This is a genomic window from Pseudomonas sp. JL23, assembly GCF_056933585.1.
Genome location: NZ_CM167795.1, coordinates 352,142 through 378,500, shown reverse-complemented (window position 1 = coordinate 378,500; position 26,359 = coordinate 352,142). Strand labels below are relative to the sequence as shown.

At 60.5% G+C, this 26,359-nt stretch carries 24 protein-coding genes and 1 pseudogene; 8 read left to right on the top strand and 17 right to left on the bottom strand.

Translation table 11 applies throughout. The annotated features are described in order from the left end of the window. The first annotated feature begins 158 nt into the window (after positions 1–158). Positions 159–1,454, top strand: a complete 1,296-nt coding sequence (gene gbcA / locus AC1Z24_RS01800; RefSeq protein ID WP_483744339.1) for a glycine-betaine demethylase subunit GbcA — start codon at positions 159–161, stop codon at positions 1,452–1,454. A 1,444-nt stretch (positions 1,455–2,898) separates the two neighbouring features. Here the strand turns inward: gbcA and AC1Z24_RS01795 are convergent. The 8 genes and pseudogenes from AC1Z24_RS01795 to AC1Z24_RS01760 all read right to left on the bottom strand — a co-directional run. Next, positions 2,899–2,970 (bottom strand): annotated as a pseudogene (locus AC1Z24_RS01795) (RHS repeat-associated core domain-containing protein); the annotation flags it as partial. Positions 2,971–2,998: 28 nt separating this feature from the next. Continuing rightward, on the bottom strand, positions 2,999–3,565 hold the full coding sequence (locus tag AC1Z24_RS01790) for an N-acetyltransferase family protein (protein ID WP_483744338.1): 567 nt from the start codon (positions 3,563–3,565) through the stop codon (positions 2,999–3,001). A 114-nt stretch (positions 3,566–3,679) separates the two neighbouring features. After that, on the bottom strand, positions 3,680–4,486 hold the full coding sequence (gene etfB, locus AC1Z24_RS01785) for an electron transfer flavoprotein subunit beta (RefSeq protein WP_483746500.1): 807 nt from the start codon (positions 4,484–4,486) through the stop codon (positions 3,680–3,682). Then, positions 4,476–5,696 carry an electron transfer flavoprotein subunit alpha gene (etfA, locus tag AC1Z24_RS01780; RefSeq protein WP_483744337.1) on the bottom strand — a complete coding sequence of 407 codons (1,221 nt, stop codon included), beginning with the start codon at positions 5,694–5,696 and terminating at the stop codon, positions 4,476–4,478. The genes etfB and etfA overlap by 11 nt, the downstream gene beginning before the upstream one ends. After that, a complete protein-coding gene (gene dgcB / locus AC1Z24_RS01775) occupies positions 5,696–7,642 on the bottom strand; it encodes a dimethylglycine demethylation protein DgcB (protein ID WP_483744336.1) in 1,947 nt (648 codons plus the stop codon). The genes etfA and dgcB overlap by 1 nt, the downstream gene beginning before the upstream one ends. 130 nt (positions 7,643–7,772) lie before the next feature. Next, positions 7,773–9,833 carry a dimethylglycine demethylation protein DgcA gene (gene dgcA / locus AC1Z24_RS01770; RefSeq protein ID WP_259101655.1) on the bottom strand — a complete coding sequence of 687 codons (2,061 nt, stop codon included), beginning with the start codon at positions 9,831–9,833 and terminating at the stop codon, positions 7,773–7,775. A 15-nt stretch (positions 9,834–9,848) separates the two neighbouring features. Beyond that, positions 9,849–10,379 (bottom strand): DUF5943 domain-containing protein, encoded by a 531-nt coding sequence (locus AC1Z24_RS01765; protein ID WP_259101652.1) that lies wholly within the window; start codon positions 10,377–10,379, stop codon positions 9,849–9,851. Positions 10,380–10,457: 78 nt separating this feature from the next. Then, positions 10,458–11,435, bottom strand: a complete 978-nt coding sequence (locus AC1Z24_RS01760) for a dipeptidase (protein ID WP_259101650.1) — start codon at positions 11,433–11,435, stop codon at positions 10,458–10,460. 229 nt (positions 11,436–11,664) lie between these two features. On the opposite strand from AC1Z24_RS01760, the gene AC1Z24_RS01755 reads away from it, so the two are divergent. Together AC1Z24_RS01755 and AC1Z24_RS01750 are read left to right on the top strand one after the other, a co-directional pair. After that, a complete protein-coding gene (locus AC1Z24_RS01755) occupies positions 11,665–12,066 on the top strand; it encodes a lysozyme inhibitor LprI family protein (protein WP_483744335.1) in 402 nt (133 codons plus the stop codon). Between the two features lie 58 nt (positions 12,067–12,124). Beyond that, positions 12,125–12,541, top strand: coding sequence for a DUF3010 family protein (locus AC1Z24_RS01750; protein ID WP_483744334.1), 417 nt, complete (start codon positions 12,125–12,127; stop codon positions 12,539–12,541). Positions 12,542–12,633: 92 nt separating this feature from the next. Here the strand turns inward: AC1Z24_RS01750 and AC1Z24_RS01745 are convergent, their stop codons facing one another. After that, positions 12,634–13,593 (bottom strand): GlxA family transcriptional regulator, encoded by a 960-nt coding sequence (locus AC1Z24_RS01745; protein ID WP_483744333.1) that lies wholly within the window; start codon positions 13,591–13,593, stop codon positions 12,634–12,636. A gap of 195 nt (positions 13,594–13,788) precedes the next feature. Here AC1Z24_RS01745 and cdhC point away from each other — a divergent pair, with 195 nt between their 5' ends. The 3 genes from cdhC to AC1Z24_RS01730 all read left to right on the top strand — a co-directional run bounded on the left by cdhC (position 13,789) and on the right by AC1Z24_RS01730 (position 16,460). Further along, a complete protein-coding gene (cdhC, locus tag AC1Z24_RS01740) occupies positions 13,789–14,676 on the top strand; it encodes a 3-dehydrocarnitine:acetyl-CoA trimethylamine transferase CdhC (RefSeq protein WP_259101643.1) in 888 nt (295 codons plus the stop codon). A 205-nt stretch (positions 14,677–14,881) separates the two neighbouring features. Then, complete coding sequence (locus tag AC1Z24_RS01735) at positions 14,882–15,847, top strand: L-carnitine dehydrogenase (RefSeq protein ID WP_483744332.1); 966 nt, start codon at positions 14,882–14,884, stop codon at positions 15,845–15,847. A 133-nt stretch (positions 15,848–15,980) separates the two neighbouring features. Then, positions 15,981–16,460, top strand: coding sequence for a thioesterase family protein (locus AC1Z24_RS01730; protein WP_483744331.1), 480 nt, complete (start codon positions 15,981–15,983; stop codon positions 16,458–16,460). A 109-nt stretch (positions 16,461–16,569) separates the two neighbouring features. Here AC1Z24_RS01730 and fba read toward each other — a convergent pair whose 3' ends face one another. From fba to tkt, 7 genes are all read right to left on the bottom strand, one after another. Then, complete coding sequence (fba, locus tag AC1Z24_RS01725; protein WP_259101632.1) at positions 16,570–17,634, bottom strand: class II fructose-bisphosphate aldolase; 1,065 nt, start codon at positions 17,632–17,634, stop codon at positions 16,570–16,572. Between the two features lie 99 nt (positions 17,635–17,733). Further along, on the bottom strand, positions 17,734–18,063 hold the full coding sequence (locus AC1Z24_RS01720; RefSeq protein ID WP_483744330.1) for an MliC family protein: 330 nt from the start codon (positions 18,061–18,063) through the stop codon (positions 17,734–17,736). 54 nt (positions 18,064–18,117) lie between these two features. Then, on the bottom strand, positions 18,118–18,312 hold the full coding sequence (locus AC1Z24_RS01715; protein WP_259101629.1) for a hypothetical protein: 195 nt from the start codon (positions 18,310–18,312) through the stop codon (positions 18,118–18,120). A gap of 89 nt (positions 18,313–18,401) precedes the next feature. Then, the gene (locus AC1Z24_RS01710; RefSeq protein ID WP_259101627.1) at positions 18,402–18,632 is read right to left on the bottom strand and encodes a hypothetical protein; all 231 of its coding nucleotides are present in this window, start codon (positions 18,630–18,632) and stop codon (positions 18,402–18,404) included. Positions 18,633–18,660: 28 nt separating this feature from the next. Then, on the bottom strand, positions 18,661–19,824 hold the full coding sequence (locus AC1Z24_RS01705; protein WP_483744329.1) for a phosphoglycerate kinase: 1,164 nt from the start codon (positions 19,822–19,824) through the stop codon (positions 18,661–18,663). A gap of 18 nt (positions 19,825–19,842) precedes the next feature. After that, complete coding sequence (gene epd, locus AC1Z24_RS01700) at positions 19,843–20,892, bottom strand: erythrose-4-phosphate dehydrogenase (protein ID WP_259101623.1); 1,050 nt, start codon at positions 20,890–20,892, stop codon at positions 19,843–19,845. A gap of 122 nt (positions 20,893–21,014) precedes the next feature. After that, positions 21,015–23,012, bottom strand: a complete 1,998-nt coding sequence (gene tkt / locus AC1Z24_RS01695; protein ID WP_483744328.1) for a transketolase — start codon at positions 23,010–23,012, stop codon at positions 21,015–21,017. A gap of 249 nt (positions 23,013–23,261) precedes the next feature. Between tkt and AC1Z24_RS01690 the strand changes: the two genes are divergently transcribed. Both AC1Z24_RS01690 and metK read left to right on the top strand, forming a co-directional pair. Further along, positions 23,262–24,275: an ArsR/SmtB family transcription factor gene (locus AC1Z24_RS01690; RefSeq protein WP_483744327.1), complete on the top strand. Its 1,014-nt coding sequence runs from the start codon at positions 23,262–23,264 to the stop codon at positions 24,273–24,275. A gap of 2 nt (positions 24,276–24,277) precedes the next feature. Further along, complete coding sequence (gene metK, locus AC1Z24_RS01685; protein ID WP_259101616.1) at positions 24,278–25,468, top strand: methionine adenosyltransferase; 1,191 nt, start codon at positions 24,278–24,280, stop codon at positions 25,466–25,468. Positions 25,469–25,657: 189 nt separating this feature from the next. On the opposite strand, the gene AC1Z24_RS01680 is transcribed toward metK, so the two are convergent. After that, entirely contained in the window at positions 25,658–26,278 is a 621-nt protein-coding gene (locus AC1Z24_RS01680; RefSeq protein ID WP_483744326.1) for a LysE family translocator, read from the bottom strand. Positions 26,279–26,359 lie beyond the last annotated feature (81 nt).

Sequence of the window (26,359 nt, the reverse complement as noted above, 5' to 3'; positions counted from 1 at the left end):
TAAGGTTCGGTCGCGACTCGGCTCCACACTCGCCGCTAAATATTTGTCGATATTTAAGCATGGACGGCAAAAGAACCGGCCAAGCGTGCAAACACCCACACAACCGTTATTAGCCAATTTCGTCGACCGCACCGTGAGCGGTCATGAGGATTACCGAGATGGACACTACTACCCTGAGCCTGGGCGATCCGCTGGAACCTGCACGCAAGGCCACTGCCGAGATGTTGCAGAATCGCGAGCGCACCTATTCGCTGCCGCAGCCTTTCTACAGTGATGAGCGCCTGTTTGAAATCGACATGCAGGAAATCTTCCAGAAAGAATGGCTGATCGCCGGCATGACCTGCGAGATTCCGGCCAAAGGCAACTACATGACCTTTCAGATCGGCAAGAACCCGGTCCTGATCGTGCGTGGCCCGGACGGCTCGGTCAACGCGTTCCACAACGTCTGCCGCCACCGCGGTTCGCGTCTGTGCACCGGCGAAAAAGGCAAGGTCGCCAAGCTCGTCTGCCATTACCACCAGTGGACGTACGAACTGGACGGCCGCCTGCTGTACGCAGGCAGCGAAATGGGCGCTGACTTCGACATGAAGAACTTCAGCCTCAAGCCGATCAACGTCAAGACCGCTGGCGGCTACATCTTCATCAGCATGGCCGAAAATCCGCCGGCCATCGACGCGTTCCTGGAAACCCTCAAGCACTACATGGAACCGTACGACATGGAAAACACCAAGGTGGCGGTGCAAAGCACCTTGATGGAAAAGGCCAACTGGAAGCTGGTGCTGGAAAACAACCGCGAGTGCTACCACTGCAGCGGTTCGCACCCGGAGCTGCTCAATACCCTGCTGGAATGGGATGACGTGACCGACCCGCGTGCGACTCAGTCCTTCAAGGACCACGTGGCCGAATCCGCCGCTGCCTGGGATGCCGAGAAGATCCCGTTCGCCCACGCCAGCTTCGGCCTGCGCAACCGTATCGTGCGCATGCCGCTGCTCAAGGGCACTGTGTCCATGACCATGGACGGCAAGCAAGGCAGCAAGAAGCTCATGGGCCGCATCCAGAACCCGGACCTGGGCTCGATGCGCATCCTGCACCTGCCGCACGCCTGGAACCACTGCATGGGCGATCACATCATCGTCTTCACCGTGTGGCCGATCAGCGCCCAGGAAACCATGGTCACCACCAAGTGGCTGGTGCACAAGGACGCCGTCGAAGGCGTGGACTACGACGTCGCGCGCCTGCGCGAAGTCTGGGACGCCACCAACGACCAGGACCGTCGCCTTGCCGAAGAAAACCAGCGCGGCATCAACTCCGTCGCCTACCAGCCTGGCCCGTACTCCAAGACCTACGAGTTCGGCGTGGTCAACTTCATCGACTGGTACAGCGCACGCATGCTGGAAAACCTCGGTGCCGAGCCTGCTCCATACCTGAAGGGTATTGCGGTTAACCACGAGTAAGCCTTTGAGCATCCGTGGGACCGGCTTCAGCCGGGAAGACGCCTTCCCGGCTGAAGCCGGTCCCACAGGATTCAAACATTGATCAAAAAACAACCAACATCCCGCCACACCAACCCCGCCGCACCTCGCCACATTCCACAAACAACTTATCCACAGGCAGGCCCACAGTAAATGTGCGCAAGTCCCTCTGCGCCTGTGCAAAAAGCCAAGAAAAACCGTGACTTATTCAGATAGCCACAATTCCCTCCACGCTGATCATTTATTGATCATATCTCTGTAAGCCACGTAATACATGGCCCTAAGCGGACCACGAACACCTTATCCACAGAAGCGCCAACAGAGAATGTGCACAACCCTGGCATTGGCTCCGCCTGGCTGTGGAAAAGTGAATAACGTTTTCAGGAGTGCCTGGAAAGGGATGTACTCTTTCAAAAGGTCTGAAACTGATCACTATTTGATCATATCTCTGTAAGCCCCGTATTTTCTGGTCTACAGAGGATAACGAACAACTTATCTACATGACCGCGCACAGAAATTGTGGGCAACCTTAGCGTGACAAGGCGTCCAACTGTGGAGAAAAAACCTTTAATAACCGCAGGATAGGCTGATCAAAACTTGATCAAACCTCTGCAAGCCAGATATTACGCGGTCCGCGCAACTCAACGAACATGTTATCCACAGCACCGCTAACAGGGAATGTGCACAACTGCTGTCTGAGTCTTTGATTCGTTTTCAACAAGGTGCAGGCGGTTACCCGAGCCGGGAGTTTCTGCGTTTATTACGGCTCTGTCTGCGTTAAGTGTTGCGTACGAGGTATCGCGGATTTCGTGGGAGCGGATTTATCCGCGAAGAAGTCTGCACGATCATGACCTTTTCGCGGATGATGGCGCTGCAACTGACTGAATCCACTCGATAAATCACTAGCTGCAACACCTAGCGCAGACAGAGCCTTTATTACCGCGCACGTCCCGACTATCAAGCTGTTCAGCCCCGTCACTGCCTCGCACGATCGCTGGCCCGGGACTCAGCTTGCCGGTTAGAGACTGTTGTTTGATCAGAGGTCGGGCAGACGCAAAACTCTCATTAAGTTGCGCTGCTGAAGCAATCGGAATTCTAGATACCATCAATCGCGCTTGGCGACTCGCCTGCAACTTCTCACGCACTGTTGCACCAAAACGTATCCAGGAAACGGGCGCTGTGAGTAGCGCCCCTACGAAACTTACCAACTGTGCCTCTTCCTGTTTACCCACCAGCTATAAGCCACCGCTCGTAACTGCCACTGCCCCGCCTCTACGCCCATTACAGCAGCAGCCCCTCGTATGCCCTTGAGGGGCGCGGTAACAGGTTTAATTTTGGGTGCTATGAGCAGACCCGCCGAAAGTGCAGCACCACCCAGTGCGGCGACAATAGCCACCACCGTTGTCGCCGTTCTCAACCACTACAAGTGCCCCGTAGGATCCACAAGATTGACGGGATCCTCTACGCAATAGGCATAGGCGTTCAAGCCCCCGTTGCCGATGCGCATAACTAGCAGAACTGCTAGGTCAGGCCCTGTGCATAAGATAAGCCTCACCCGTCACCCGAATCATCGGATGGGGATAAATCTGGCAGGTCTTGACGATTTTGAAGCCATGGCGCTCGTAGAAGCGGCGGGCGCCGGTGTTTTCGGCGTAGTCGATCAGGCTCAGGCCGTTGAGCTTCAGGGCGTCGGCACGCTGTTGTGCGCGGTCGAGGAACTGTACGCCCAGGCCCTGGCTGCGCCAGCCTTCGTGCAGGGCCAGGCTGGAGATGTAAAGGGTGTCAGGCACCTCCATGTCGTTGTAGGGCGCCAGCACCGGGTCAGTGCTGGGTGTGGCGTCCGGGTCCTGGCGCATGACGTAGCTGTGCATCATGCCGATCACCTGGCCGTCAGCTTCAGCGATCAGGCAGTTCTGGTAGGAGAAATCCACACCTTCGCGGGCGTAGCGGATGGCGCCCACATCCAGCAGGTCCTGGCCTGGCTCAGCCAGTTGGCTCCAGATGTAGTCCGAAGCGCCTTCAGAAGTGACCTGGAACAGACGGGCGATTTCACGGGCGTCACTGGCGACGGCAGGGCGAAAAACGACGGGCATTGATGGAGCTCCAGAAAAAATCGTGGCGCCGCTGATTGCATGAGAATCAGGGCGCCACAGCCTACCCCCGTTGGAGCGAGGCATTGTTTATTGTGAGGAGTGAGTTGTGCTATGTCAGCGCACCACACCCTCTTCCACCAACAGTTTGAGAATCGCCGCAGCGCCTTCTTCGGGGCTGACGCCCTTGAGCACCTGGCCTCCACCGCCGCTGGCTTTGGCGGTCGCGGCCTTCATGCGGTCGGCGCCGCTCTTGGCCTTGATCACTTTCAGGCGTTTGGGCCGTGGCTTGGCCGGTTGCAGGGCGTTGCCTGTGAGTAACTCGTCCACCACCACTTCCACTTCCTCGGCGCCCAGCACTCCGCGCTGGGCCGGGCCGTAGGCGCTTTGCCGGGCTTTGGGTGCGGCGTTATCCACAGTGGCCATGAACGGCAGGCGCACTTTCAGGCGACGACGCTGGCCCCGTGGCAGGGCTTGCAGGACCAGGGCCACGCCGTTGTCCAGGGATTCGACTTCCGCCAGGCCCACCACCAGTGGCCAGCCAAGCTTTTCGGCCAGCAGGAACGGCAGCATGCCCGAGCCTTCGCCGGTCTCCGCCTGACTGCCACTGAGCACGACCTGCACATTGGAATCGCGGATGTAGTCCGCCAGTGCTGGCAGGGCATCAGCGCCTTCAGGTTGTTCCAGTACGTGCAACTCATCCAGGCCCATGCCCAGGTAAGCGCGCAGGGCCGGCTCTTCGACGTTGCCGGCATGCAACACATGCAGGTTTTTTCCCGCCAGTTGCAGGCCCAGTTCGACGCCACGGGCGTCCTGCTCGGCACGACGCGGCCGCCCCGAGGTCGGGTGGGCGCCGATGGAGACCAGGCTGATGATGTGCACAGCATTGTTATCCACAGGTGAACTCGCTTGATCAGGCCGCATCACGTTTTGCCTCATTGCGGTACGCCTCGACAGCGGCGATCAGGGCCTTGAAGATCTCGGCGCTTTCGCCGATCACTGACAGGTCCGCCCGTTTGATCATGTCGCAACCGGCATCCAGGTTGATCGCCACGACCTTGTCGCAGGCACCGATACCCTGCAAATGCTGGATCGCACCGGAGATACCCACAGCCACATACACCCGCGCGGTGACCCAGGTGCCGGACGCGCCGACCTGACGATCACGGCTCATGAAGCCATCGTCCACGGCCACCCGCGAAGCGCCTTCGGTCGCGCCGAGGGCCGCTGCGGTGCGATGGAACAGGTCCCAATCCTTGACGCCGTTGCCGCCGGAGAAAATGAACTCGGCTTCGGCCATGGGAATGGCGCCCGGGTCCACGGCCACGGCACCGAGGTCTTCGATGCGCGGCAGGCTGCGCGCCACGCTTGTGGATAACTCCACCGGCAGGGCTTCGTGACGGGTTTCGCTGACCGGCTCGGCACACTCGGCGGCGGCCAGGATCAGGCGCGCCAATGGCCGCGCCAGGTCTTCACGGCCCGCACCGGCCCGGCCGATGCATTGCTCGTCCTTGACCTGCCACACCCGCGTCGCCGGGCGTTCGCCCAGGCTGGCGGCAAAACGACGGCCCAACTCGCCACCACCGCTGCGGCTGTCCGGCAGCAACCAGTGGCGCGGGTTGAACTGGTTATCCACAGCCCGCAGCCCTTGCACGCGCTGCTCCGGCGAATAACCGGCGAATTCGCTGCCTTCCAGCACCAGCAGGCGGTCCACGCCTGCCATTGCGAACGCGTTTTCCTTGTGCTCGCCAAAGACCACGGCCAGTACTGCACCGTCCTTGCCCGCCAGGCTATGAGCCAGGCCGAGCAAATCGCGGTCGTGGCTGCTCAGGCGGCCACCGACCATGTCCGGCGCCACACAGATATAGAAAGCGGGCTCAGCAATCTGATGCAGCGGCAGTTGCACTTCAGCAGACGCGGTACGCTTGACCGTGCCGCCCTGTTGTGCGCCGCTGCGGTCGATTCGCTTGATGCCGTTAGGGCCGATAAAACCGATACCATGGACGTTCTTGCGCATCAGGCCGTTAGGCCCCATCCAGCTGGCCTGGATCGGTTGCATGGCTGCATGCAGCGGGTGCAGGCGGTTGCGGGCGATCCACTCAGCGCGAGGGTCGCGGCGAATAATGTCGCTCATCAGTGCACCTCCGCAGGTTCACGTTTGGCGGGTGTCGACTTGGCCGCCGGAGCCTCTTCGAGCAGTGCGTCGGCTACCAGCTCGGCAATGTCCTTGATCATCGGCCGCGGTTCGACCACGCCTTCAAGCATCGCCGTGCACTGTGGACAACCTACCGCCACCAGCTCAGCGCCAGTCTCGCGGATGTCTTCCATGCGCATGTCGGGGATGCGCTGCTTGCCGGGAATGTCGGTAATCGGCGCGCCGCCACCGCCACCGCAACAGCGGGAACGGAAGCCGGAGCGTTGCATTTCCTTGACCTCGATACCCAGGGCACGCAGCACTTCACGGGGCGCTTCGTACTCGCCGTTGTAGCGGCCCAGGTAGCACGGATCGTGATAAGTCACGCTGGAGCCTTTGTGCTGGCCCAGGTTCAGCGCGCCACCACCGATCAGCTCGTTCATGTAGGTGCTGTGGTGCTGGACCAGGTAGTTGCCGCCAAAGGCGCCGTATTCGTTTTTCAGCACATGGAAACTGTGCGGATCGCAGGTGACGATACGCTTGAAGCTGTATTTGTTCAGGGTCTGGATATTGCGTTTGGCCAGCATCTGGAAAGTTGCTTCATCACCGAGACGACGGGCAACGTCACCGCTGTCGCGCTCTTCCAGGCCGAGTACGGCGAAGTCGACATTAGCCGCTTTCAGCACTTTGACGAAGGCACGCAGAGTACGCTGGTTGCGCATGTCGAAGGCGCCATCACCGACCCAGAACAGCACGTCGACGGTCTTCTTCTCGCTGAGCAGGCTCAGGTTGAGGTCCGCCGCCCAGTTCATCCGCCCGCCCGGTGCGAAGCCGCCGGGGTTGTCGGTAGCGATCAGGTTGTCGAGGACTTCGGCGCCCTTGTTCGGCGTGGCACCCTTTTCCAGGGTCAGGTGGCGGCGCATGTCGACGATGGCGTCAACGTGCTCGATCATCATCGGGCACTCTTCCACGCAGGCACGGCAGGTGGTGCAGGACCACAGGGTCTCGGCATCGACCAGACCATTGACGATCGGTTGATGAGGGTTGCCGCCATGCTCGCCAATCGCCTTGCCGGGGTAAGGGCTGCCTGCGAACTTGGCGTCAGTGCCACCGGCCAGGCCGACGACCATATCCTGAATCAGTTTTTTCGGGTTCAACGGCTGGCCGGCCGCAAATGCCGGGCAAGCCGCTTCACATTTGCCGCACTGCACGCAGGCGTCGAAGCCCAGCAGTTGGTTCCAGGTGAAGTCTTTGGGTTTCTCCACGCCCAGGGGCGCTTGCGGGTCAGTCAGGTCCAGAGGCTTGAGGCCAGTGGAACGACCGCCGCCAAAGCGTTCGGCGCGACGGTGCCAGGCCAGGTGCAGAGCACCGGCGAAGGCGTGCTTCATCGGCCCGCCCCAGGTCATGCCGAAGAACAGCTCGGACACGCCCCACAGCACACCGACCGCCAGAATCGCCGCCAGCACCCAGCCACCGAAGTCTTCGGGCAGGATGCCCGCGACCGGCAGGGTGATCAGAAAGAAGCTCACCGAAAACGCCATCAGGCTCTTCGGCAGGCGCATCCACGGCCCCTTGGACAGGCGGCTTGGCGGGTTCAGGCGACGGCGATAAACAAAGATCGCGCCGACGAACATCACTGCCGTCATCAACAGCAGGGCGTAACCGAGGATGCGGTTATGCAGGCCGAAACCATGGACCAGCAGCGCCAGAATGATCGACGCCACCGCCCCGCCCGCTGTCGCGACATGGGTATTGGCGATGTATTTGTCCCGCGCGACCACATGGTGCAGATCGACCATATAGCGCTTGGGCATGGCCAGCAGGCCACCGACCAGATCGACCTTGGAGGCACGACCCCGGCGCCACATGGCGACCCGTCGCAGCGCGCCGAGGACACCCAGGCCCAAGGCAGCGAACAACAGGATGGGAAGAAGGGTGTTTAGCATGTGGAGCTCCTACAGCGCACTCGGTCTGCCTGTGGGAGCGTGGCTAGCCCGCGATGAAGTCGGCGCGATAATTCAGATGTACCGCGTTATCGCCCATCGCGGGCAAGCCTCGCTCCCACAAGGTTCGGGCTTAGAAATCCTTGCAGAGACGAAGGCCGTCATAGATCGCCGCATGGGTATTGCGCTGAGCCACGCAGTCACCGATACGGAACAGCAGGTAGCCGTCACCCGGTTGGCTCAGCGAAGGTTGCGGCTGAATGGCGAACAGGGCGTCGATATCGATCTGGCCTTTGTTGCGCGAGCCTTCCTTCAGGGCGTAGTAGATTTCTTCATCAGGACGCACACCGTTTTCGATGACGATCTGATCGACTACACGCTCTTCTTTAGCGCCGGTGTATTCGTTCTCCAGCACCGCCACCAGCTTCTCGCCTTCGCGGTAGACCTTCTCCAGCATCATGTCGCCGGTCATGATGATTTCTTTCGGATACATGCTGCGGTAGTAAGTCGGGAACGACGTACCGCCCATGGCCACGCCCGGCTTGATGTCGTCGGTGACGATCTCGACCTGGCTGCCCTTGTCGGCAATGAAATCGGCGGCAGACATACCCGTGAACTCACAGATGGTGTCGTAGACCAGCACGTTTTTGCCCGGTGCGACCTTGCCGTCGAGGATGTCCCAGCTGCTGACAACCAAACCTTCAGCCGCGCCCCAGTGCTCGTTCTGCTCGATGAACGGATGACCGCCCACCGCCAGTACGACGATATCCGGACGCAGGTCGAGAATGGTTGCCGCATCGGCCGCCACGCCCAGGCGCAGGTCGACTTTCAGCCGTGCCAGCTCCAGCTGGAACCAGCGGGTAATACCGGCGATCTGGTCACGTTGCGGCGCTTTCGACGCCGTGGTGATCTGGCCACCGATGAATTCTTTCTTCTCGAACAGGGTCACGTCGTGACCGCGCTCGGCGGATACCCGGGCAGCTTCCATCCCGGCAGGGCCGGCACCGACCACCACAACCTTACGCTTGGGCCCGGTGGATTTCTCGATGATGTGCGGCACGCCCATGTATTCACGGGAAGTCGCGGCGTTCTGGATGCACAGCACATCCAGGCCCTGGTACTGACGGTCGATGCAATAGTTCGCGCCGACGCACTGCTTGATCTGGTCGACCTGGCCCATTTTGATCTTGGCGATCAGGTGCGGGTCGGCGATGTGGGCGCGGGTCATACCGACCATGTCCACATAGCCGCCTTCCAGAATACGCGTGGCCTGATTCGGGTCCTTGATGTTCTGCGCGTGCAGGACCGGAGCCTTGACCACTTCCTTGATACCGGCCGCCAGGTGCAGGAACGGCTCCGGCGGATAGCTCATGTTGGGGATAACGTTGGCCAGGGTGTTGTGGGTGTCGCAACCCGAACCCACCACACCAATGAAGTCGATCATGCCGGTCTGGTCGTAATACTTGGCGATCTCTTTCATATCGTCATGGCTGAGACCATCCGGATGGAATTCGTCACCACAGATACGCAGACCCACGCAGAAGTCAGGACCGACTTCCTTGCGCACAGCCTTAATCACTTCCAGACCGAAACGCATGCGGTTCTCGAAGCTGCCGCCCCATTCGTCGGTCCGCTTGTTGACCCGCGGGCTCCAGAACTGGTCGATCATGTGCTGGTGCACCGCCGACAGCTCGACGCCGTCCAGGCCACCGGCCTTGGCCCGTGCCGCAGCACTGGCGTAGTTGCCGATCACGCGCCAGATTTCTTCCGGCTCGATGGTCTTGCAGGTCGCGCGGTGCACCGGCTCGCGGATGCCTGACGGCGACATCAGGGTCGGCCAGTGATCGCCGTCCCAACGCGAGCGACGCCCCATGTGGGTAATCTGAATCATGATCTTGGCGCCATGCTTGTGCATGGCATCGGCCAGATTCTGGAAGTGTGGAATGATTTTATCGGTCGCCAGATTGACGGACTTCCACCAGCCTTGCGGGCTATCGATAGCCACGCTGGAAGAGCCGCCACAAATGGCCAGACCGATTCCGCCCTTGGCTTTCTCCTCGTAGTACTTCACATAACGGTCGGTGGTCATGCCGCCATCAGTGGCGTAGACCTCGGCGTGCGCAGTACTGAGGACGCGGTTGCGGATCGTCAACTTACCGATTTGAATCGGCTGGAACATTGCTTCGAAAGCCATGACGGAAACCTCGACTTACAACGGCTTGACGGTGAACAGGCCGTCGTCGTGGCCTTCTTCGGAGCCGCCGTAGACTTGCTCGGCAACGGTGCGGATCGAGCTGCCACGGGCTTGCAGGATCTGGTCCATGGCGCCAGCGAACCAGCCGGTGAACATGTAATCGACCTTGCGACCGACCTTGCCGTACACGTAGACGAACGCCGAGTGTTCCAGCTTGACGCTGCAAGTGCCCTTGTCCAGGTCGATGTCCTGGATCTTGAACAGGCCCCAGCCGCGCTGCGACAGGCGCTTCATGTAGTGTTCGAACACCGCGACGCCTTCCAGGCCGTGGCATTCAGCTTCTTTCTCACACCAGTGCCAGGCGGACTTGTAACCGGCCTTGTAAAGAATCTCGGCGTAGGCGTCAGCGCCCAGAACTTCTTCGATACCCATGTGGTTGTTGACGAAAAAATGGCGTGGCACGTACAGCATCGGCAGGGCGTCGGAAGTCCAGACACCGGTTTCGCTGTCGACTTCGATTGGCAATTGCGGGGCGATCTTGGCCATGGAAACTTGACTCCAGAAAATTCGGTTTGATGCCCTCTCCGCAAACGGGAGAGGGTGAAATTCAATAATCGACGAGGCTTATTCGCCCCAGACGTCGGCCAGGATGCGTACCCAGTTCTCACCCATGATCTTGCGCACCACACGTTCCGGGTGGCCGCGCTTGAGCAGGGTTTCGGTCAGGTTCGGGAACTCGCCGACGGTACGGATACCCAGCGGGTTGATGATCTTGCCGAAACTGGTCAGGCGACGGGCGTAGCCCTTGTCGTGGGTCAGGTACTCGAAGAAGTCCTGGCCGTGGCCCTGGGTGAAGTCGGTACCGATACCGATGGCGTCTTCGCCAACGATGTTCATGACGTACTCGATGGCTTCTGCGTAGTCGTCGATGGTGGAGTCGATGCCCTTGGCCAGGAACGGCGCGAACATGGTCACGCCGACGAAGCCGCCGTGGTCAGCGATGAACTTGAGCTCGGCATCGGATTTGTTGCGTGGGTGTTCTTTGAGACCCGAAGGCAGGCAGTGGGAGTAGGTCACTGGCTTCTTCGATTCGAGAATGACTTCCTCGGAGGTCTTGGAGCCGACGTGGGACAGGTCGCACATCACGCCGACACGGTTCATTTCGGCGACGATTTCGCGACCGAAGCCCGACAGGCCGCCGTCACGCTCGTAGCAACCGGTGCCGACCAGGTTCTGGGTGTTGTAGCACATCTGCACGATGCCCACGCCCAACTGCTTGAAGACTTCGACGTAGCCGATCTGGTCTTCGTAAGCATGAGCATTCTGGAAGCCGAACAGGATGCCGGTCTTGCCCAGTTCCTTGGCCTTGCGGATGTCAGCGGTGGTGCGCACCTGCATGACCAGGTCGCTGTTCTCGCGAATCAGCTTCTGGCTGGAGGCAATACTGTTGACCGTGGCCTGGAAACCCTCCCAGACGGAGACGGTGCAGTTGGCCATGGTCAAGCCGCCCTTGCGCATGTCCTCGAACAGCTCACGGTTCCACTTGGCAATGATCAGACCGTCAATAACGATGCTGTCGGCGTGCAATTCGGCTGGGCTCATCAGGCTGTCCCCTTATAGGTGCTATGCGCCGAATCGGCTGTCGGCGCTATTGGGGCCAGCATAAGCCCGAGGGTCAGGCGAGCCGGGTGCAAAAACGACAGGGGGTTTGCCGAAAGCGTCAAGAAACGACAATGGGCGACAGGACGCGGTTACGTTACATCCTGCAAAACTGTTCTTTGGCCCGCGCTTGGGCCAGAATTCGACGCATCTAATGGATCGGAGCGACCTAATGAAGACGATTTTCCTGGCCTTGGCTCTTTTCACCACCGCTGCCCACGCGGCGCAGGACCCGGATCGCAACCCATGCGATGGCGTCGACGAGGACAAGCAGACCCTGGAGTGCTCGAAATACAGCCGCGACACCGCCGAGGAACTGCTCAAGGAAAATTTCAAGAACCTGCAGGAGCGCGTGAATACTCAGTTCGGCGCCAACAAAAGCCAGGCCAACGACCTGATCAGCAAGCTCAAGACCGGCCAGCAGGCCTGGGAAAAGCTGCGTGATGCCGATTGCGCCGTCGAAGTGTTCCCTTCCGCTGCAGGCAGCCTGGCCTACAACATCTCCATGAACGACTGCATCGCCCACACCAGTGATGAGCGCTCGGAGTATCTGGAGTCGGTGTTACAGGAATGACCGCACAATGAGCTACCCTGAGACGCTTATGCATTCCGTTAGCGTCCAAGGTTCTCCCATGATCATTTGCGGTATAGAAATCAAAGGCAGTGAAGCCATCTTCGCCCTGGCCACGCGCCAGCAGGATGGCGTCGGCCACCTGCCCCTGGCGATCAAGAAAATCGGCCTGGAGGATGACGACGAGTCCGCCAACGTCAAGGCCTTCGCTCAGCAGATCGCCAGTTTCGTGCGAGAAAACGGCATCAGCCATATCGTCATCAAGAAACGCAGCAAGAAAGGCGAGTTCGCTGGCGGCCCAACCACCTTCAAGATCGAGACGATTTTCCAGCTGCTGCCGGACTGCACCGTCACCCTGTTATCGCCCCAGACCATCAATGCGCAGAACAAAAAACACGACTTCGCCCTGCCCGACTCGCTGAATAAATATCAGCACGAGGCGTTCAAGGCGGCGTGTGCGGGGTTGATGAAGAAGTAATCCTTGTGCGGGCGAGCGACATGCGCAGGACTTATGTGGGACCGGTTTCAGCCGGGAAGGCGTATTCCCGGTTAAAGCCCGTCCCACAGTATCTATGAAGATCGCGAAAGCGCCCCGGCAGAACGCCGATCCTCCCGCGGACACTGGGTAAACCGCGCTCGATAACTGCGCGTAAAGTAAGACGGCGATTCAAACCCGCAGGCAATACTCACTTCCAGCACGCTCATATCGCTCTGACGTAGCAACTGGCGGGCCTTTTCCAGGCGCAGGCCGAGGTAGAAGTTGCTCGGCGTGTCGTTCAGGTGCAGGCGAAACAGGCGCTCCAATTGGCGGCGGGTAACCTGGATGCCTTCGGCCAGCTCAAGGGTGCTCAGGGGCGGTTCGGTGTGTTGTTCCATCTCGCCGATCACTTGCACCAGCTTCTTGTTGCTGATGCCATAGCGCGTGGCGACCTGCATGCGCTGGTGGTCCTTGCGCGGGCGGATGCGGCCCAATACGAATTGTTCGGAGACTTTGATCGCCAGTTCCGGGCCGTGGGTCTGGCCGATGAGGTCGAGCATCATGTCGATGGACGCGGTGCCGCCCGCCGAGGTGATGCGCCGACGGTCGATTTCGAACAGCTCCTGGGTCACCTGCAGCCGTGGCCAGGTTTCCTTGAAGGCGTCGATGGCCTCCCAGTGCATGGTCAGCCGGTAGTTATCCAGCAAGCCCGCCTGAGCGAGGACGAAGCTGCCGGAGTCGATGGCACCCAGGGTCACACCTTCGTTGTCGAGGCGACGCAGCCAGTGCTCGAGAGCAGGCGTGTAGAACTTCAGCGGCTCGAAACCGGCGACCACCCACAGGGTTGCACCCTTTTTCAGCGGTTCCAGCGCCGCATCGGCGTTGACCGACATGCCATTACTGGCGATCACCGCGCCGCCATCGGCGCTGAGCACATGCCAGCGATACAGCTCCCCACCAAAACGATTCGCCACCCGCAGCGGCTCGACCGCCGAAACGAAGCCCATCACCGAAAAACCGGGCATGAGCAGAAAGTAAAAATCCTGGGACATGGGCGTTCTCGGCTGGGTTATGGGTGAGCGCAGGGTCAGCGTAAACAGACAGATACGCTGCTTCCTCGATCCCGGCAAGAGAGCAGGTCGCTGCTGTGCAAGAGCTGGTCGCCGCTGTGCGTTTTCCAAGGCTTGCGGCTGCGTAGTTTTGCACCATCAAAACAAGTCACGCCTAGCCTGCAAGGAACCGAACCCATGAACCATGACGTCATCATCACCTGCGCACTGACCGGTGCTGGCGACACGACCGGGAAGAGCCATCTGGTCCCGATCACTCCCAAACAAATCGCCGCAGCCGCCGTGGAAGCCGCCAATGCCGGTGCCACGGTGGTGCATTGCCACGTACGTGACCCTGAAACCGGCAAGTTTAGCCGCGACGTCGAGCTGTACCGCGAAGTCATGGACCGCATCCGCGACTCGGGCGTAGACATGATCGTCAACCTGACCGCCGGCATGGGCGGCGACCTGGAGATCGGCCCGGGCGAGCGCCCTACTGACTTCGGCCCCAACACCGACCTGGTCGGCCCACTGGCCCGCCTGGCCCATGTTGAAGCCCTGCTGCCGGAAATCTGCACCCTGGACTGCGGCACCCTGAACTTCGGTGACGGCGACACCATTTATGTATCGACCCCGGCGCAACTGCGGGCAGGCGCCAAGCGCATCCAGGAACTGGGCGTGAAAGCGGAGCTGGAGATCTTCGATACCGGCCACCTGTGGTTCGCCAAGCAGATGATGAAAGAGGGCCTGCTCGACAATCCGTTGTTTCAGCTGTGCCTGGGTATCCCGTGGGGCGCTCCGGCGGACACCACCACCATGAAGGCCATGGTCGATAACCTGCCGGCCGATGTGGTCTGGGCCGGTTTCGGTATCGGTCGCATGCAGATGCCGATGGCCGCGCAAGCGGTGCTGCTGGGCGGCAACGTGCGGGTTGGCCTGGAAGACAACATCTGGCTGGATAAAGGTGTACTGGCCAGCAACGGCGCCCTGGTCGAACGCGCCAGCGAAATCCTCAGCCGCATGGGCGCCCGCGTCATGACCCCGGCCGAAGGCCGCGTGAAGATGGGCCTGACCAAGCGCGGGTGATCACGAACGCTCTCGTCAAACACACATAGCCAGCTGAACTGGAAGGATATTTTGTGGGACCGGCTTTAGCCGGGAAGGCGGCGCCAGCTTCAAAGACGTCCTCACGGCTAAAGCCGGTCCCACATTATTCCTGTGTTTGCTGCGCGACAACGCTGTGCCAGGGGCACAACGGGATCTCCCAACGAATAAATTTCAGGAACACACCATGACTTTCATCACCGACATCAAAACCTTCGCCGCTCTGGGTAGCGGCGTCATCGGCAGCGGCTGGGTTGCTCGCGCCCTGGCCCATGGTCTTGACGTAGTGGCCTGGGATCCGGCTCCCGGCGCCGAAGCCGCACTGCGCAAACGCGTTGCCAATGCCTGGCCGGCCCTTGAGCAAAAAGGCCTGGCCGCTGGCGCCTCACAGGATCGCCTGCGTTTTGTCGCTACCATCGAAGAATGCGTGCGTGACGCCGACTTCATTCAGGAAAGCGCCCCCGAGCGCCTGGACCTTAAACTCGACCTGCACAGCAAGATCAGCGCCGCCGCCAAGCCCGCCGCTTTGATCGGTTCCAGCACCTCGGGCCTGCTGCCCAGCGAATTCTACGAAGGCGCCACCCATCCGGAGCGCTGCGTAGTCGGTCACCCCTTCAACCCGGTGTATCTGTTGCCGCTGGTGGAGGTAGTCGGCGGCGTGAAAACTGCGCCGGAAGCGGTGCAGGCGGCGATCAAGGTTTATGAATCCCTGGGCATGCGCCCGCTGCACGTACGCAAGGAAGTACCCGGCTTTATTGCCGACCGTCTGCTTGAAGCGCTGTGGCGTGAAGCGCTGCACCTGGTCAACGACGGCGTCGCTACCACTGGCGAGATCGACGACGCAATTCGCTTCGGCGCTGGCCTGCGCTGGTCGTTCATGGGCACCTTCCTGACCTACACCCTAGCCGGTGGCGATGCGGGTATGCGTCACTTCATGGCCCAGTTCGGCCCGGCCCTGCAACTGCCGTGGACCTACCTGCCCGCGCCGGAGCTGACCGACAAGCTGATCGACGACGTGGTCGACGGCACCAGCGACCAGCTCGGCAGCCACAGCATCGCCGCCCTGGAACGCTATCGCGACGATTGCCTGCTGGCCGTGCTGGAAGCGGTCAAGACCACCAAGGCCAAGCACGGCATGGCCTTCAGCGACTAGATCGCGAAACCTGTTGGAGCGAGGCTTGGCCGCGATCGCGTTGGTTCATTCACTGACGCCATCGCGAGCGCTTCGCACTCGATCGCCACCAAGGCGGCTCCCACAGTCCTCTATTCCCGCCCGGAATCCCGATATGCCCACCCTGACCACCTACACCACCCCGGTCCTCGCCGACTGGGTCGATTACAACGGCCATCTGCGCGATGCCTACTACATGCTGATCTTCAGCTACGCCACCGACGCCTTCATGGATCGCATCGGCCTGGACAGTAACAACCGCGACGCCAGCGGCCATTCACTATTTACCCTGGAAGCGCATATCAACTATCTGGATGAGGTGAAGCTGGGCGAGCAGGTAGAAGTCCGCACCCAGATCATCGCCCAGGACCGCAAGCGTGTGCATCTCTATCACAGCCTGCATAAAGTCGGTGTTGATGACGCTCTGTCGGCCAGCGAACAGATGTTGCTGCACGTCGACCTGGCGACCGGGCCGCGTTCGGCGCCGTTCAGCGATGCTTCATGGACTGCGTTGGAAGGAATTGTCGAGAGCCAGAAGGATTTACCGGTGCCGCAGTATGTCGGGCGAGTGATCGGGTTACCGAAGAAAGCTTGAAGGCGGGACACAAAACCAATGTGGGACCGGCTTCAGCCGGGAAGGGGTCAGTGAAGACGCCTTCCCGGCTGAAGCCGGTCCCACATTTCATAACTCAATCAACCATCACTCAGTTGATCTTGGCATCCAGCTCGCCTTTGGCGTAACGCTCGAACATGTGATCCAGGGAGATCGGTTTGATCTTCGAGGCATTGCCAGCGGTGCCGAAAGCTTCGTAGCGGGCGATGCAAACGTCGCGCATGGCCGAGACAGTCTTGGCCAGGTATTTGCGCGGGTCGAACTCGCTCGGGTTCTTGGCCATGAATTCGCGGATGGCACCGGTAGACGCCAGGCGCAGGTCGGTGTCGATGTTGACCTTGCGCACGCCGTGCTTGATGCCTTCAACGATTTCCTCGACCGGTACGCCGTAGGTTTCCTTGATGTCGCCGCCGTACTCGTTGATGATTTTCAGCCACTCTTGCGGGACCGAAGAGGAGCCGTGCATCACCAGGTGGGTGTTAGGGATGCGTTTGTGGATCTCTTTGATGCGCTCGATCGCCAGGATGTCGCCGGTAGGCGGCTTGGTGAACTTGTAAGCGCCGTGACTGGTGCCGATGGCGATGGCCAGGGCATCGACCTGGGTGCGCTTGACGAAGTCAGCCGCTTCTTCCGGATCGGTCAGCATCTGGCTGTGGTCCAGAATGCCTTCGGCGCCAACGCCGTCTTCTTCACCGGCCATACCCGTTTCCAGGGAACCCAGAACACCCAGCTCGCCTTCAACCGAAACGCCACAGGCGTGGGCGAAAGCCACTACGCGGCTGGTGACGTCGATGTTGTATTCGTAGGTGGTCGGCGTTTTACCGTCGACACCCAGGGAGCCGTCCATCATCACCGAGCTGAAGCCCAGCTGGATCGAACGCTGGCAGATGTCCGGGCTGGTGCCGTGGTCCTGGTGCATGACCACGGGAATATGCGGGAACTCTTCGATTGCCGCCAGGATCAGGTGACGCAGGAACGGGGCACCTGCGTATTTGCGCGCACCGGCCGAAGCCTGAACGATCACCGGGGAATCGGTCTTGTCAGCCGCTTCCATAATGGCGCGCATCTGTTCCAGGTTGTTCACGTTGAAAGCTGGGACGCCGTAACCGAACTCGGCTGCGTGGTCCAACATCTGGCGCATGCTGATAAGTGCCATTGTCTGTATCTCTCCCGGTAGGGTCGTTAATCGTGCAAGCCTGCCGGAGCGGCGGCTGCTATTCAAGTTATCTGCATCGACCGTGGTCGGGCAGGTCGATCAGCCGGCTGCCTTGCAACCGCGACCGATCAAATCATTGGTGGCTTCCCAGTAAACCAGGCCTTCATCACCATTTACGTGAAACGCCAGCACGCCGTTACTGAACAGCGAACCGGAAGAACCTGGCACAACCTTGAGCGCGAAGACCTGCTCGCTCTGGTTCAAACGCACATCAACTCCGGTTTTCGCCGGATTAGTGTAGCGCCAGTAGACTTCAGCCTTGCTATCACAGACCCAATGGGTCCAGGCCGTAGTGGCTGGTTGTGTCCCTTGCAGGTTGGCGCAACCGCCGAGCACCGCAAATACCACGAGGGCAATCAAGCCTTTCATTGAATCTCCTGGCTTGCCCCGCGATGCCCGGCCCGTGCCGGTTGCCTCGATACTTCAGGGGCAATTCTGTTCGTTTGGCTTACCGGACGGCTCACCCGTGACATGCGCTTCGACCCGTTGATCGTTCTGGGTCGTCGGCACATCCACGGACGCCGGACTCAACACTTCACACGCTTTGGTGTGGGCACCGGAACCGGTACAACCCGCCAACACCAGACAACTGAACAGGGCCAGGGCAGCTACTTTCATGGTGAAGCTCCTTCCTTGCGAAAAAGATACTTACCCAGTAGTGACCACTGCGCCCCACAGATGTTGCTCCGCTACTCAGCCAGGCCGACTCAACGGCAGGCCACCGGGCCGACCGCCGGCATGAAATCGTAACGATCCCACGCTTGCGGCCCGCCGCGCTTGTAGAGGACCGGTACGGTTTCAGCCTGCCAGGCAGACTGATAGCAGCCCACGGCGAGCACCTGGGGTGCTGCGCTGCGGTCGACTTCATCCGCCTCAGGTGCGCTGGCACAGCCGGTCAACAGACCAGCGAATATGAGCAGCGGTAACGGCTTGACCATGTGAATCCCCTTTCCCAAAGCCCGTTGATCAGGCTTTGGCACGTTGTTCCAGCATTTCGACCGCAGGCAGGACCTTGCCTTCGACGAATTCCAGGAATGCGCCGCCACCGGTGGAAATGTAGGAGATTTGCTCGGCAACGCCATATTTATCGATGGCTGCCAGAGTGTCACCACCACCGGCAATGGAGAACGCCGGGCTTTGCGCGATGGCCTGGGCCAGAACCTTGGTGCCGTTACCGAACTGATCGAACTCGAATACGCCGACCGGACCGTTCCACAGGATAGTCTTGGAAGATTTCAGCAGCTCGGCGAAGTGCGCAGCGGTTTGCGGACCGATGTCGAGGATCATGTCGTCGTCAGCCACATCGGCGATGAGCTTGACCGTGGCTTCGGCGGTTTCAGCGAATTGCTTGGCGACAACCACGTCGGTCGGCAATGGCACGCTGACCTTGGCGGCGATGGCGCGAGCGGTATCCAGCAGGTCCGGCTCGTACAGGGACTTGCCGACCTTGTGCCCGGCTGCAGCCAGGAAGGTGTTGGCGATGCCGCCGCCGACGATCAACTGATCGCAGATCGCGCTCAGGCTGTTGAGGACGTCTAGTTTGGTCGAGACCTTGGAACCAGCAACGATGGCGGCCATCGGCTTGGCCGGCGCGCCCAGGGCCTTGCCCAGTGCGTCCAGTTCAGCAGCCAGCAGGGGACCCGCCGCGGCGACTTTGGCGAACTTGGCCACGCCATGGGTCGAACCTTCGGCACGGTGAGCGGTGCCAAAAGCGTCCATCACGAAGATGTCGCACAGGGCGGCGTATTGCTGCGCCAGCTCATCGGCGTTCTTTTTCTCGCCCTTGTTGAAGCGCACGTTCTCGAACAGCACGATGTCGCCGGCCTTGACGTCAACACCGCCCAGGTAGTCGGCCACCAGCGGCACTTCGCGACCCAGGGCTTTGCTCAGGTAGTCGGCGACAGGCTTGAGGCTGTTTTCGGCGGAGAATTCACCCTCGGTCGGGCGACCCAGGTGCGAGCAGACCATCACGGCCGCGCCCTTTTCCAGCGCCAGTTTGATGGTCGGCAGCGCGGCAAGAATGCGTGCGTCGCTGGTGACAGCTCCGTCCTTGACCGGGACGTTGAGGTCTTCGCGGATCAGTACACGCTTACCTTGCAGATCGAGGTCGGTCATCTTCAACACGGTCATGTGAGGCGGTCCCTGTTATTACTGTTGTGAGTTGGCGGCACGCAAATAGTGATTCGCGGTGTCCAGCATTCGATTGGCAAAGCCCCATTCGTTGTCGAACCAGGCCAGCACGTTGACCAGCCGTGGGCCGGAAACGCGGGTCTGACTCGCATCGACGATCGCCGAATGGGGGTCATGATTGAAGTCACAGCTGGCGTGGGGCAGCTCGGTATACGCCAGCAGGCCTTTGAGCGGGCCGCTTGTGGCAGCCTCGCGCAAAATCCGGTTGATCTCCACGGCGTCGGTATCACGTTTGACCTGCATGGTGATATCGAGGCACGACACGTTCACCGTCGGCACACGAACTGCTTTGGCCTGAATTCGCCCGGCAAGTTCCGGAAGCAGGCGCTCAATCCCGCGCGCCAGACCAGTGGACACCGGAATGATCGACTGGAAGGCCGAGCGCGTACGGCGCAGATCTTCATGATGATAGGCGTCGATTACCGGCTGGTCGTTCATTGCCGAGTGGATCGTGGTGATGGTGATGTATTCCAGGCCCAGTTCGCGGTTGAGAAGGTCCAGCAACGGCACGCTGCAGTTGGTGGTGCAGGATGCGGCGGAAACCAGACGCTCGGCGCCGGTCAGGGTGTGCTGGTTGATGCCGTAGACGATGGTGGCGTCGACATCAGCTTCGCTGGCCATGGGCTGGGAGAACAGCACGCGGGGTGCTCGGGCGGCCAGAAAGCGCTCGCCATCGGCCCGGGTGTTGTAGACACCGGAGCATTCCAGCACCAGATCGACGTCCAGAGCGTTCCAGTCGATGCCTTCGGGCGTCGCGCTGCGGAACACTTTGATGACGTGATCGTTGATATGCAGAAAATCGCCTTCGACCCGCACTTCGCCGGGAAACCGGCCATGGGTGGAGTCAAAGCGCGTGAGGTATTCGAGACTGGCCATATCTGCCAGATCGTTGATCGCAACCACTTCAAACCCGGCCTTCGCCCCTCGCTCACAGAGCGCACGCAGGACGCAACGACCGATCCGGCCGTAGCCGTTCAGAGCAACTTTATACATGCGGGGTTGGGGCATGGGGATTCTCGTTGGAGGCTAGAGCCAGTTGGAGCAGGGCTTGCCCGCGAACCAAACAACACTGTCTGTCAGACAGACCTTGTTGCTTCATTCGCGGGCAAGCCTCGCTCCAACGAGTTGCATCAGTCTTCCAGCAATTCTTCCGCTGTGCTGATCACATTCTCCAGAGTGAAGCCGAACTCTTCGAACAGCGCAGGTGCAGGCGCCGACTCGCCGAAGGTGGTCATGCCGATGACACGGCCTTCCAGGCCGACGTACTTGTACCAGTAGTCGGCGTGGGCCGCTTCGATGGCGATACGGGCGCTGACCTGCAACGGCAGGACAGCTTGCTTGTAGCCGGCGTCCTGGGCTTCGAAGACGCTGGTGCAAGGCATCGACACCACGCGAACCTTACGGCCGGCAGCGGTCAGCTTGTCGTAGGCCTGAACGGCCAGGCCGATTTCGGAACCGGTGGAGATCAGGATCAGCTCCGGCTCGCCAGCGCAGTCACGCAACACGTAGCCGCCACGGGCGATGTTCGCCAGTTGCTCGGCATCGCGGCTTTGGTGCGGCAGGTTCTGCCGGGAGAAGATCAACGCCGACGGACCGTCGTTGCGCTCCAGGGAGTACTTCCAGGCCACGGCCGATTCGACCGCATCCGCCGGACGCCAGGTGTCCAGGTTCGGCGTGGTACGCAGGCTGGTCAGCTGTTCGATCGGCTGGTGCGTCGGGCCGTCTTCGCCCAGACCGATGGAGTCGTGGGTGAACACATAGAGCACGCGCTTCTTCATCAGGGACGACATGCGCACTGCGTTACGGGCGTATTCCATGAAGATCAGGAAGGTCGCACCGTATGGCACGAAGCCACCGTGCAGGGCGATACCGTTCATCATGGCGCCCATGCCGAACTCGCGCACGCCGTAGTGCAGGTAGTTGCCGTTGGCGTCTTCGCCGGTGATGCTCTTGCAGCCTTTCCAGATGGTCAGGTTGGAACCGGCCAGGTCGGCCGAACCGCCGAGCAGTTCAGGCAGCAACGGACCGAAGGCAGTCAGGGAGTTCTGGCTGGCTTTACGGCTGGCGATGGTTTCGCCCTTGGCGTTGACTTCAGCCACGTAGGCAGCGGATTTTTCCGCGAAGTCAGCAGGCAGCTCACCGCTCATGCGACGGATCAACTCGTTGGCCAGCTCAGGGAAGGCGGCGGAGTAGGCAGCAAAACGCTGGTCCCACTCGGCTTCGACAGCCAGGCCTTTTTCCTTGGCGTTCCACTCGGAGTAGATATTGGCCGGGATTTCGAAAGGACCGTGGGTCCATTTCAGGGCCGCACGGGTCAGGGCGATCTCTTCGGCGCCCAGTGGAGCGCCGTGGCACTCTTCCTTGCCCTGCTTGTTGGGCGAGCCGAAGCCGATGGTGGTCTTGCAGCAGATCAGGGTCGGCTTGTCGCTCTTGCGCGCAGTGTCGATGGCGGTCTTGATCTCTTCCGGATCGTGACCGTCGACGTTGCGGATGACCAGCCAGTTGTACGATTCGAAACGCTTTGGCGTGTCGTCGGTGAACCAGCCTTCGACTTCGCCGTCGATGGAGATGCCGTTGTCGTCGTAGAAAGCGATCAGCTTGTTCAGGCCCAGGGTGCCAGCCAGGGAGGCGGCTTCGTGGGAGATGCCTTCCATCATGCAGCCATCACCCATGAACACGTAGGTGTGGTGATCGACGATGTTGTGGCCAGGACGGTTGAACTGCGCCGCCAGAATCTTTTCAGCGGCAGCGAAGCCGACCGAGTTGGCGAAACCCTGGCCCAGCGGGCCGGTGGTGGTCTCGACGCCAGGCGTGTAGCCGTATTCCGGGTGGCCCGGAGTGCGGCTGTGCAGCTGACGGAAATTTTTCAGATCGTCGATGGACAGGTCGTAGCCGGTCAGGTGCAGCAGCGAGTAAACCAGCATCGAACCATGGCCGTTGGACATGATGAAGCGGTCACGGTCGGCGAACGACGGGTTGCTCGGGTTGTGCTTCAGGTAGTCACGCCAAAGAACTTCCGCGATATCCGCCATGCCCATAGGGGCACCGGGATGGCCGCTGTTGGCTTTCTGCACGGCATCCATGCTGAGGGCACGAATGGCGTTGGCTCGCTCACGACGGCTGGGCATCGCTGATCTCCTGGGGGCAGTAAAGAATGGGATCGGAAAAAGGGGTGCATTTTCCCTCAGGCATTGCTGCGGGGCAATGACAGATCACGTCCAAGGCGTGATTTTCCTGCCTTGGCACGACGATTTGCCCGTTATCAGCGCGCTGTGCCGGAATCACGACGCCTGATAAACGCCATTCATCAACCAATATCAAAACTTTTTGATACTGAACTTGCGCAGGCGTCGGTCGCTCTCTAGACTGCCAGCCCTATGAACCTTCGCGTGCCTGCAATTCGCCATGACACCTGCGACGACCTGTCGGCCTTGTGCAAGGCAGGCGGCGATCCGTTGCGGCTGAATGTATTGCGCGCCCTGGCCAACGATTCGTTCGGCGTGCTGGAGCTGGCGCAGATTTTCGCCATCGGCCAATCGGGCATGAGCCACCACTTGAAGGTGCTGGCACAGGCTGATCTGGTTGCGACCCGCCGTGAAGGCAATGCGATTTTCTATCGCCGCGCCCTGCCCCACACCGGACAACCGGGCGGCAGGCTGCATGCAGCGCTGCTCGATGAAGTCGATACCCTGCAGTTGCCGGAAGACGTGCAAGCAAGGATCGGCCTGGTGCATCGCCAGCGCGCCACCGCCAGTCAGGATTTTTTCGCCCGGGTCGCGGACAAGTTTCGCGCCCAGCAGGATCTGATTGCGGGCCTGGCGCAGTACCGCGAAAGCCTGCTGTCGCTGCTCGACAAGCTGAGCTTCGGCGCCGATGCCACGGCACTGGAAGTGGGCCCCGGCGACGGTGGCTTCCTGCCGGAACTGGCACGACGCTTTCGTCACGTTACGGCGCTGGACAACAGCCCGGCTATGCTTGAGCTGGCGCGCCAGCTGTGCGCACGTCAGGCACTGGCTAACGTTGAGCTGCGTCTTGCCGATGCATTGGGGGACACCCAACTGCGTGCCGACTGCGTGGTCTTGAATATGGTGCTTCACCACTTCGCCGCACCGGCTGAAGCACTTGGCCAACTGGCTGACCTGGTGCAACCAGGCGGTAGCCTGTTGGTGACAGAGTTGTGTAGCCACGACCAGAGCTGGGCCAAGGAGGCCTGTGGCGATCTCTGGTTGGGTTTTGAACAGGACGATCTGGCCCGTTGGGCCGTCGCTGCGGGGCTAGTTCCCGGGGAAAGTCTTTATATAGGCTTACGTAATGGTTTCCAGATCCAGGTTCGCCACTTTCAGCGACCGGCTGGCAACACTCACCATCGGTACATTTCAGGAAACCCGTAGAGATGAGCGAATACTCCCTTTTCACCTCCGAATCCGTGTCTGAAGGACACCCAGACAAGATCGCTGACCAGATCTCCGACGCTGTACTGGATGCCATCATTGCCCAGGACAAACACGCTCGCGTAGCCGTTGAGACCCTGGTCAAGACCGGTGTTGCCATCGTTGCCGGCGAAGTGACCACCAGCGCCTGGGTCGACCTGGAGCAGATCGTTCGTGACGTGATCAGCGACATCGGCTACACCAGCTCCGACGTCGGCTTCGACGGCGCCACCTGCGGCGTGATGAACATCATCGGCAAGCAGTCCCCTGACATCAACCAGGGTGTCGACCGTGCCAAGCCTGAAGATCAGGGCGCCGGCGACCAGGGCCTGATGTTCGGCTACGCCAGCAACGAAACCGCAGAACTGATGCCTGCGCCAATCGCGTTCTCGCACCAGTTGGTCAAGCGCCAGGCTGAAGCACGCAAGTCGGGCCTGCTGCCTTGGCTGCGTCCGGATGCAAAATCCCAGGTCACCTGCAGCTACGAAAACGGCAAGGTTGTCGGTATCGATGCCGTCGTTCTGTCGACCCAGCACAACCCGGAAGTTTCGTACAACGACCTGCGCGAAGGCGTGATGGAGCTGATCGTCAAGCACGTACTGCCTGCCGAACTGCTGCACAAGGACACCCAGTTCCACATCAACCCGACTGGCCAGTTCATCATCGGCGGCCCGGTTGGCGACTGCGGCCTGACCGGTCGCAAGATCATCGTCGACAGCTACGGCGGCATGGCCCGTCATGGCGGTGGCGCGTTCTCCGGCAAGGATCCATCCAAGGTTGACCGTTCGGCTGCCTACGCTGGCCGTTATGTTGCCAAGAACATCGTTGCCGCTGGCCTGGCCGAGCGTTGCGAGATCCAGGTGTCCTACGCCATCGGCGTCGCTCAACCGACTTCGATCTCGCTGAACACCTTCGGCACCGGCAAGATCAGCGATGACAAGATCATCAAACTGGTTCGCGACATCTTCGACCTGCGTCCATACGCAATCACCAAGATGCTCGACCTGCTGCACCCGATGTACCAGGAAACCGCAGCCTACGGCCACTTCGGTCGTACGCCGCAAACCAAGACCGTGGGCGACGACACCTTCACCACATTCACCTGGGAAAAAACCGACCGCGCCGAAGCCCTGCGCAAGGCGGCCGGCCTGTAATACAGCCTAGGCTGTAGCGCAGTGAAAAAGCCCCCGCAGACCTGGTCTGCGGGGGCTTTTTGCATTCAGCGCGTCATCTGTAGGAGCTGCCGAAGGTTGCGAATGGATTTATCTGATACACCGCTTTCGCAGCCTTCGGCAGCTCCTGCAATGCCCTCCCAAGCTGGGTTGTTGATTGACTCCGCGTAATCACGCCCGCCGCGCCACCAACAACACCGAAGCCGCCCCTGCCAATAGCGTCGCGCAAATACGGTTGAACAGGCGCTTGCCGCTAGGCCGCGCAAACAGCTTGCGCGCATGTACACCCATGCAGCCGTAGAGCGCGATCGCGATGCATTCCAGCGCGAGAAACAGACCGCCCAGCACAGCGAATTGCCTGATCACATCGCCCCCCTGATCGACAAACTGCGGCAGGAACGCAGTGAACAGCAGGATCGCCTTGGGATTGCCGATCGCTACCAGAAACTCCTGACGGGCCAGGCTGCCCATGCCGATCATGGCCACCTTCGCCTCGTCTTCCATGCCTGGCTTAGCCCGCCATAGGTGTACGGCGATGTAGAACAGATAGGCCGCACCCACGATTTTGATCCCGTGAAACAACCACTCCGACGTATGCAGAACAGCGGTCAGGCCCACCGCCGCCAGGGCAATCATGATCGCAAAGGCCAATAACCGGCCAAGTCCGCCGAGGCAGGCCATGACCAGGCCATAGCGACTGGCATTGCTGATGGACAGCAGATTGTTCGGCCCGGGCGCCATGTTCAGGGCAAAGCAGGCAGGGACGAAGACAAGCAGCGTTGCAAGGTTCATGAGGCACCCAGGCGTGAGTGAAGTCGGGCTTTCATTCTGCATGGGCCAGCGCCCGGCTCAAGGTACAGCTATGCGCGCAAA

Excerpts from the sequence above, each read along its gene's own strand:
- gbcA (WP_483744339.1), top strand. The coding sequence starts at position 159 with ATGGACACTACTACCCTGAGCCTGGGCGATCCGCTGGAACCTGCACGC.
- AC1Z24_RS01790 (WP_483744338.1), bottom strand. The coding sequence starts at position 3,565 with ATGCCCGTCGTTTTTCGCCCTGCCGTCGCCAGTGACGCCCGTGAAATC.
- etfB (WP_483746500.1), bottom strand. The coding sequence starts at position 4,486 with ATGCGGCCTGATCAAGCGAGTTCACCTGTGGATAACAATGCTGTGCAC.
- etfA (WP_483744337.1), bottom strand. The coding sequence starts at position 5,696 with ATGAGCGACATTATTCGCCGCGACCCTCGCGCTGAGTGGATCGCCCGC.
- dgcB (WP_483744336.1), bottom strand. The coding sequence starts at position 7,642 with ATGCTAAACACCCTTCTTCCCATCCTGTTGTTCGCTGCCTTGGGCCTG.
- dgcA (WP_259101655.1), bottom strand. The coding sequence starts at position 9,833 with ATGGCTTTCGAAGCAATGTTCCAGCCGATTCAAATCGGTAAGTTGACG.
- AC1Z24_RS01765 (WP_259101652.1), bottom strand. The coding sequence starts at position 10,379 with ATGGCCAAGATCGCCCCGCAATTGCCAATCGAAGTCGACAGCGAAACC.
- AC1Z24_RS01760 (WP_259101650.1), bottom strand. The coding sequence starts at position 11,435 with ATGAGCCCAGCCGAATTGCACGCCGACAGCATCGTTATTGACGGTCTG.
- AC1Z24_RS01755 (WP_483744335.1), top strand. The coding sequence starts at position 11,665 with ATGAAGACGATTTTCCTGGCCTTGGCTCTTTTCACCACCGCTGCCCAC.
- AC1Z24_RS01750 (WP_483744334.1), top strand. The coding sequence starts at position 12,125 with ATGATCATTTGCGGTATAGAAATCAAAGGCAGTGAAGCCATCTTCGCC.
- AC1Z24_RS01745 (WP_483744333.1), bottom strand. The coding sequence starts at position 13,593 with ATGTCCCAGGATTTTTACTTTCTGCTCATGCCCGGTTTTTCGGTGATG.
- cdhC (WP_259101643.1), top strand. The coding sequence starts at position 13,789 with ATGAACCATGACGTCATCATCACCTGCGCACTGACCGGTGCTGGCGAC.
- AC1Z24_RS01735 (WP_483744332.1), top strand. The coding sequence starts at position 14,882 with ATGACTTTCATCACCGACATCAAAACCTTCGCCGCTCTGGGTAGCGGC.
- AC1Z24_RS01730 (WP_483744331.1), top strand. The coding sequence starts at position 15,981 with ATGCCCACCCTGACCACCTACACCACCCCGGTCCTCGCCGACTGGGTC.
- fba (WP_259101632.1), bottom strand. The coding sequence starts at position 17,634 with ATGGCACTTATCAGCATGCGCCAGATGTTGGACCACGCAGCCGAGTTC.
- AC1Z24_RS01720 (WP_483744330.1), bottom strand. The coding sequence starts at position 18,063 with ATGAAAGGCTTGATTGCCCTCGTGGTATTTGCGGTGCTCGGCGGTTGC.
- AC1Z24_RS01715 (WP_259101629.1), bottom strand. The coding sequence starts at position 18,312 with ATGAAAGTAGCTGCCCTGGCCCTGTTCAGTTGTCTGGTGTTGGCGGGT.
- AC1Z24_RS01710 (WP_259101627.1), bottom strand. The coding sequence starts at position 18,632 with ATGGTCAAGCCGTTACCGCTGCTCATATTCGCTGGTCTGTTGACCGGC.
- AC1Z24_RS01705 (WP_483744329.1), bottom strand. The coding sequence starts at position 19,824 with ATGACCGTGTTGAAGATGACCGACCTCGATCTGCAAGGTAAGCGTGTA.
- epd (WP_259101623.1), bottom strand. The coding sequence starts at position 20,892 with ATGCCCCAACCCCGCATGTATAAAGTTGCTCTGAACGGCTACGGCCGG.
- tkt (WP_483744328.1), bottom strand. The coding sequence starts at position 23,012 with ATGCCCAGCCGTCGTGAGCGAGCCAACGCCATTCGTGCCCTCAGCATG.
- AC1Z24_RS01690 (WP_483744327.1), top strand. The coding sequence starts at position 23,262 with ATGAACCTTCGCGTGCCTGCAATTCGCCATGACACCTGCGACGACCTG.
- metK (WP_259101616.1), top strand. The coding sequence starts at position 24,278 with ATGAGCGAATACTCCCTTTTCACCTCCGAATCCGTGTCTGAAGGACAC.
- AC1Z24_RS01680 (WP_483744326.1), bottom strand. The coding sequence starts at position 26,278 with ATGAACCTTGCAACGCTGCTTGTCTTCGTCCCTGCCTGCTTTGCCCTG.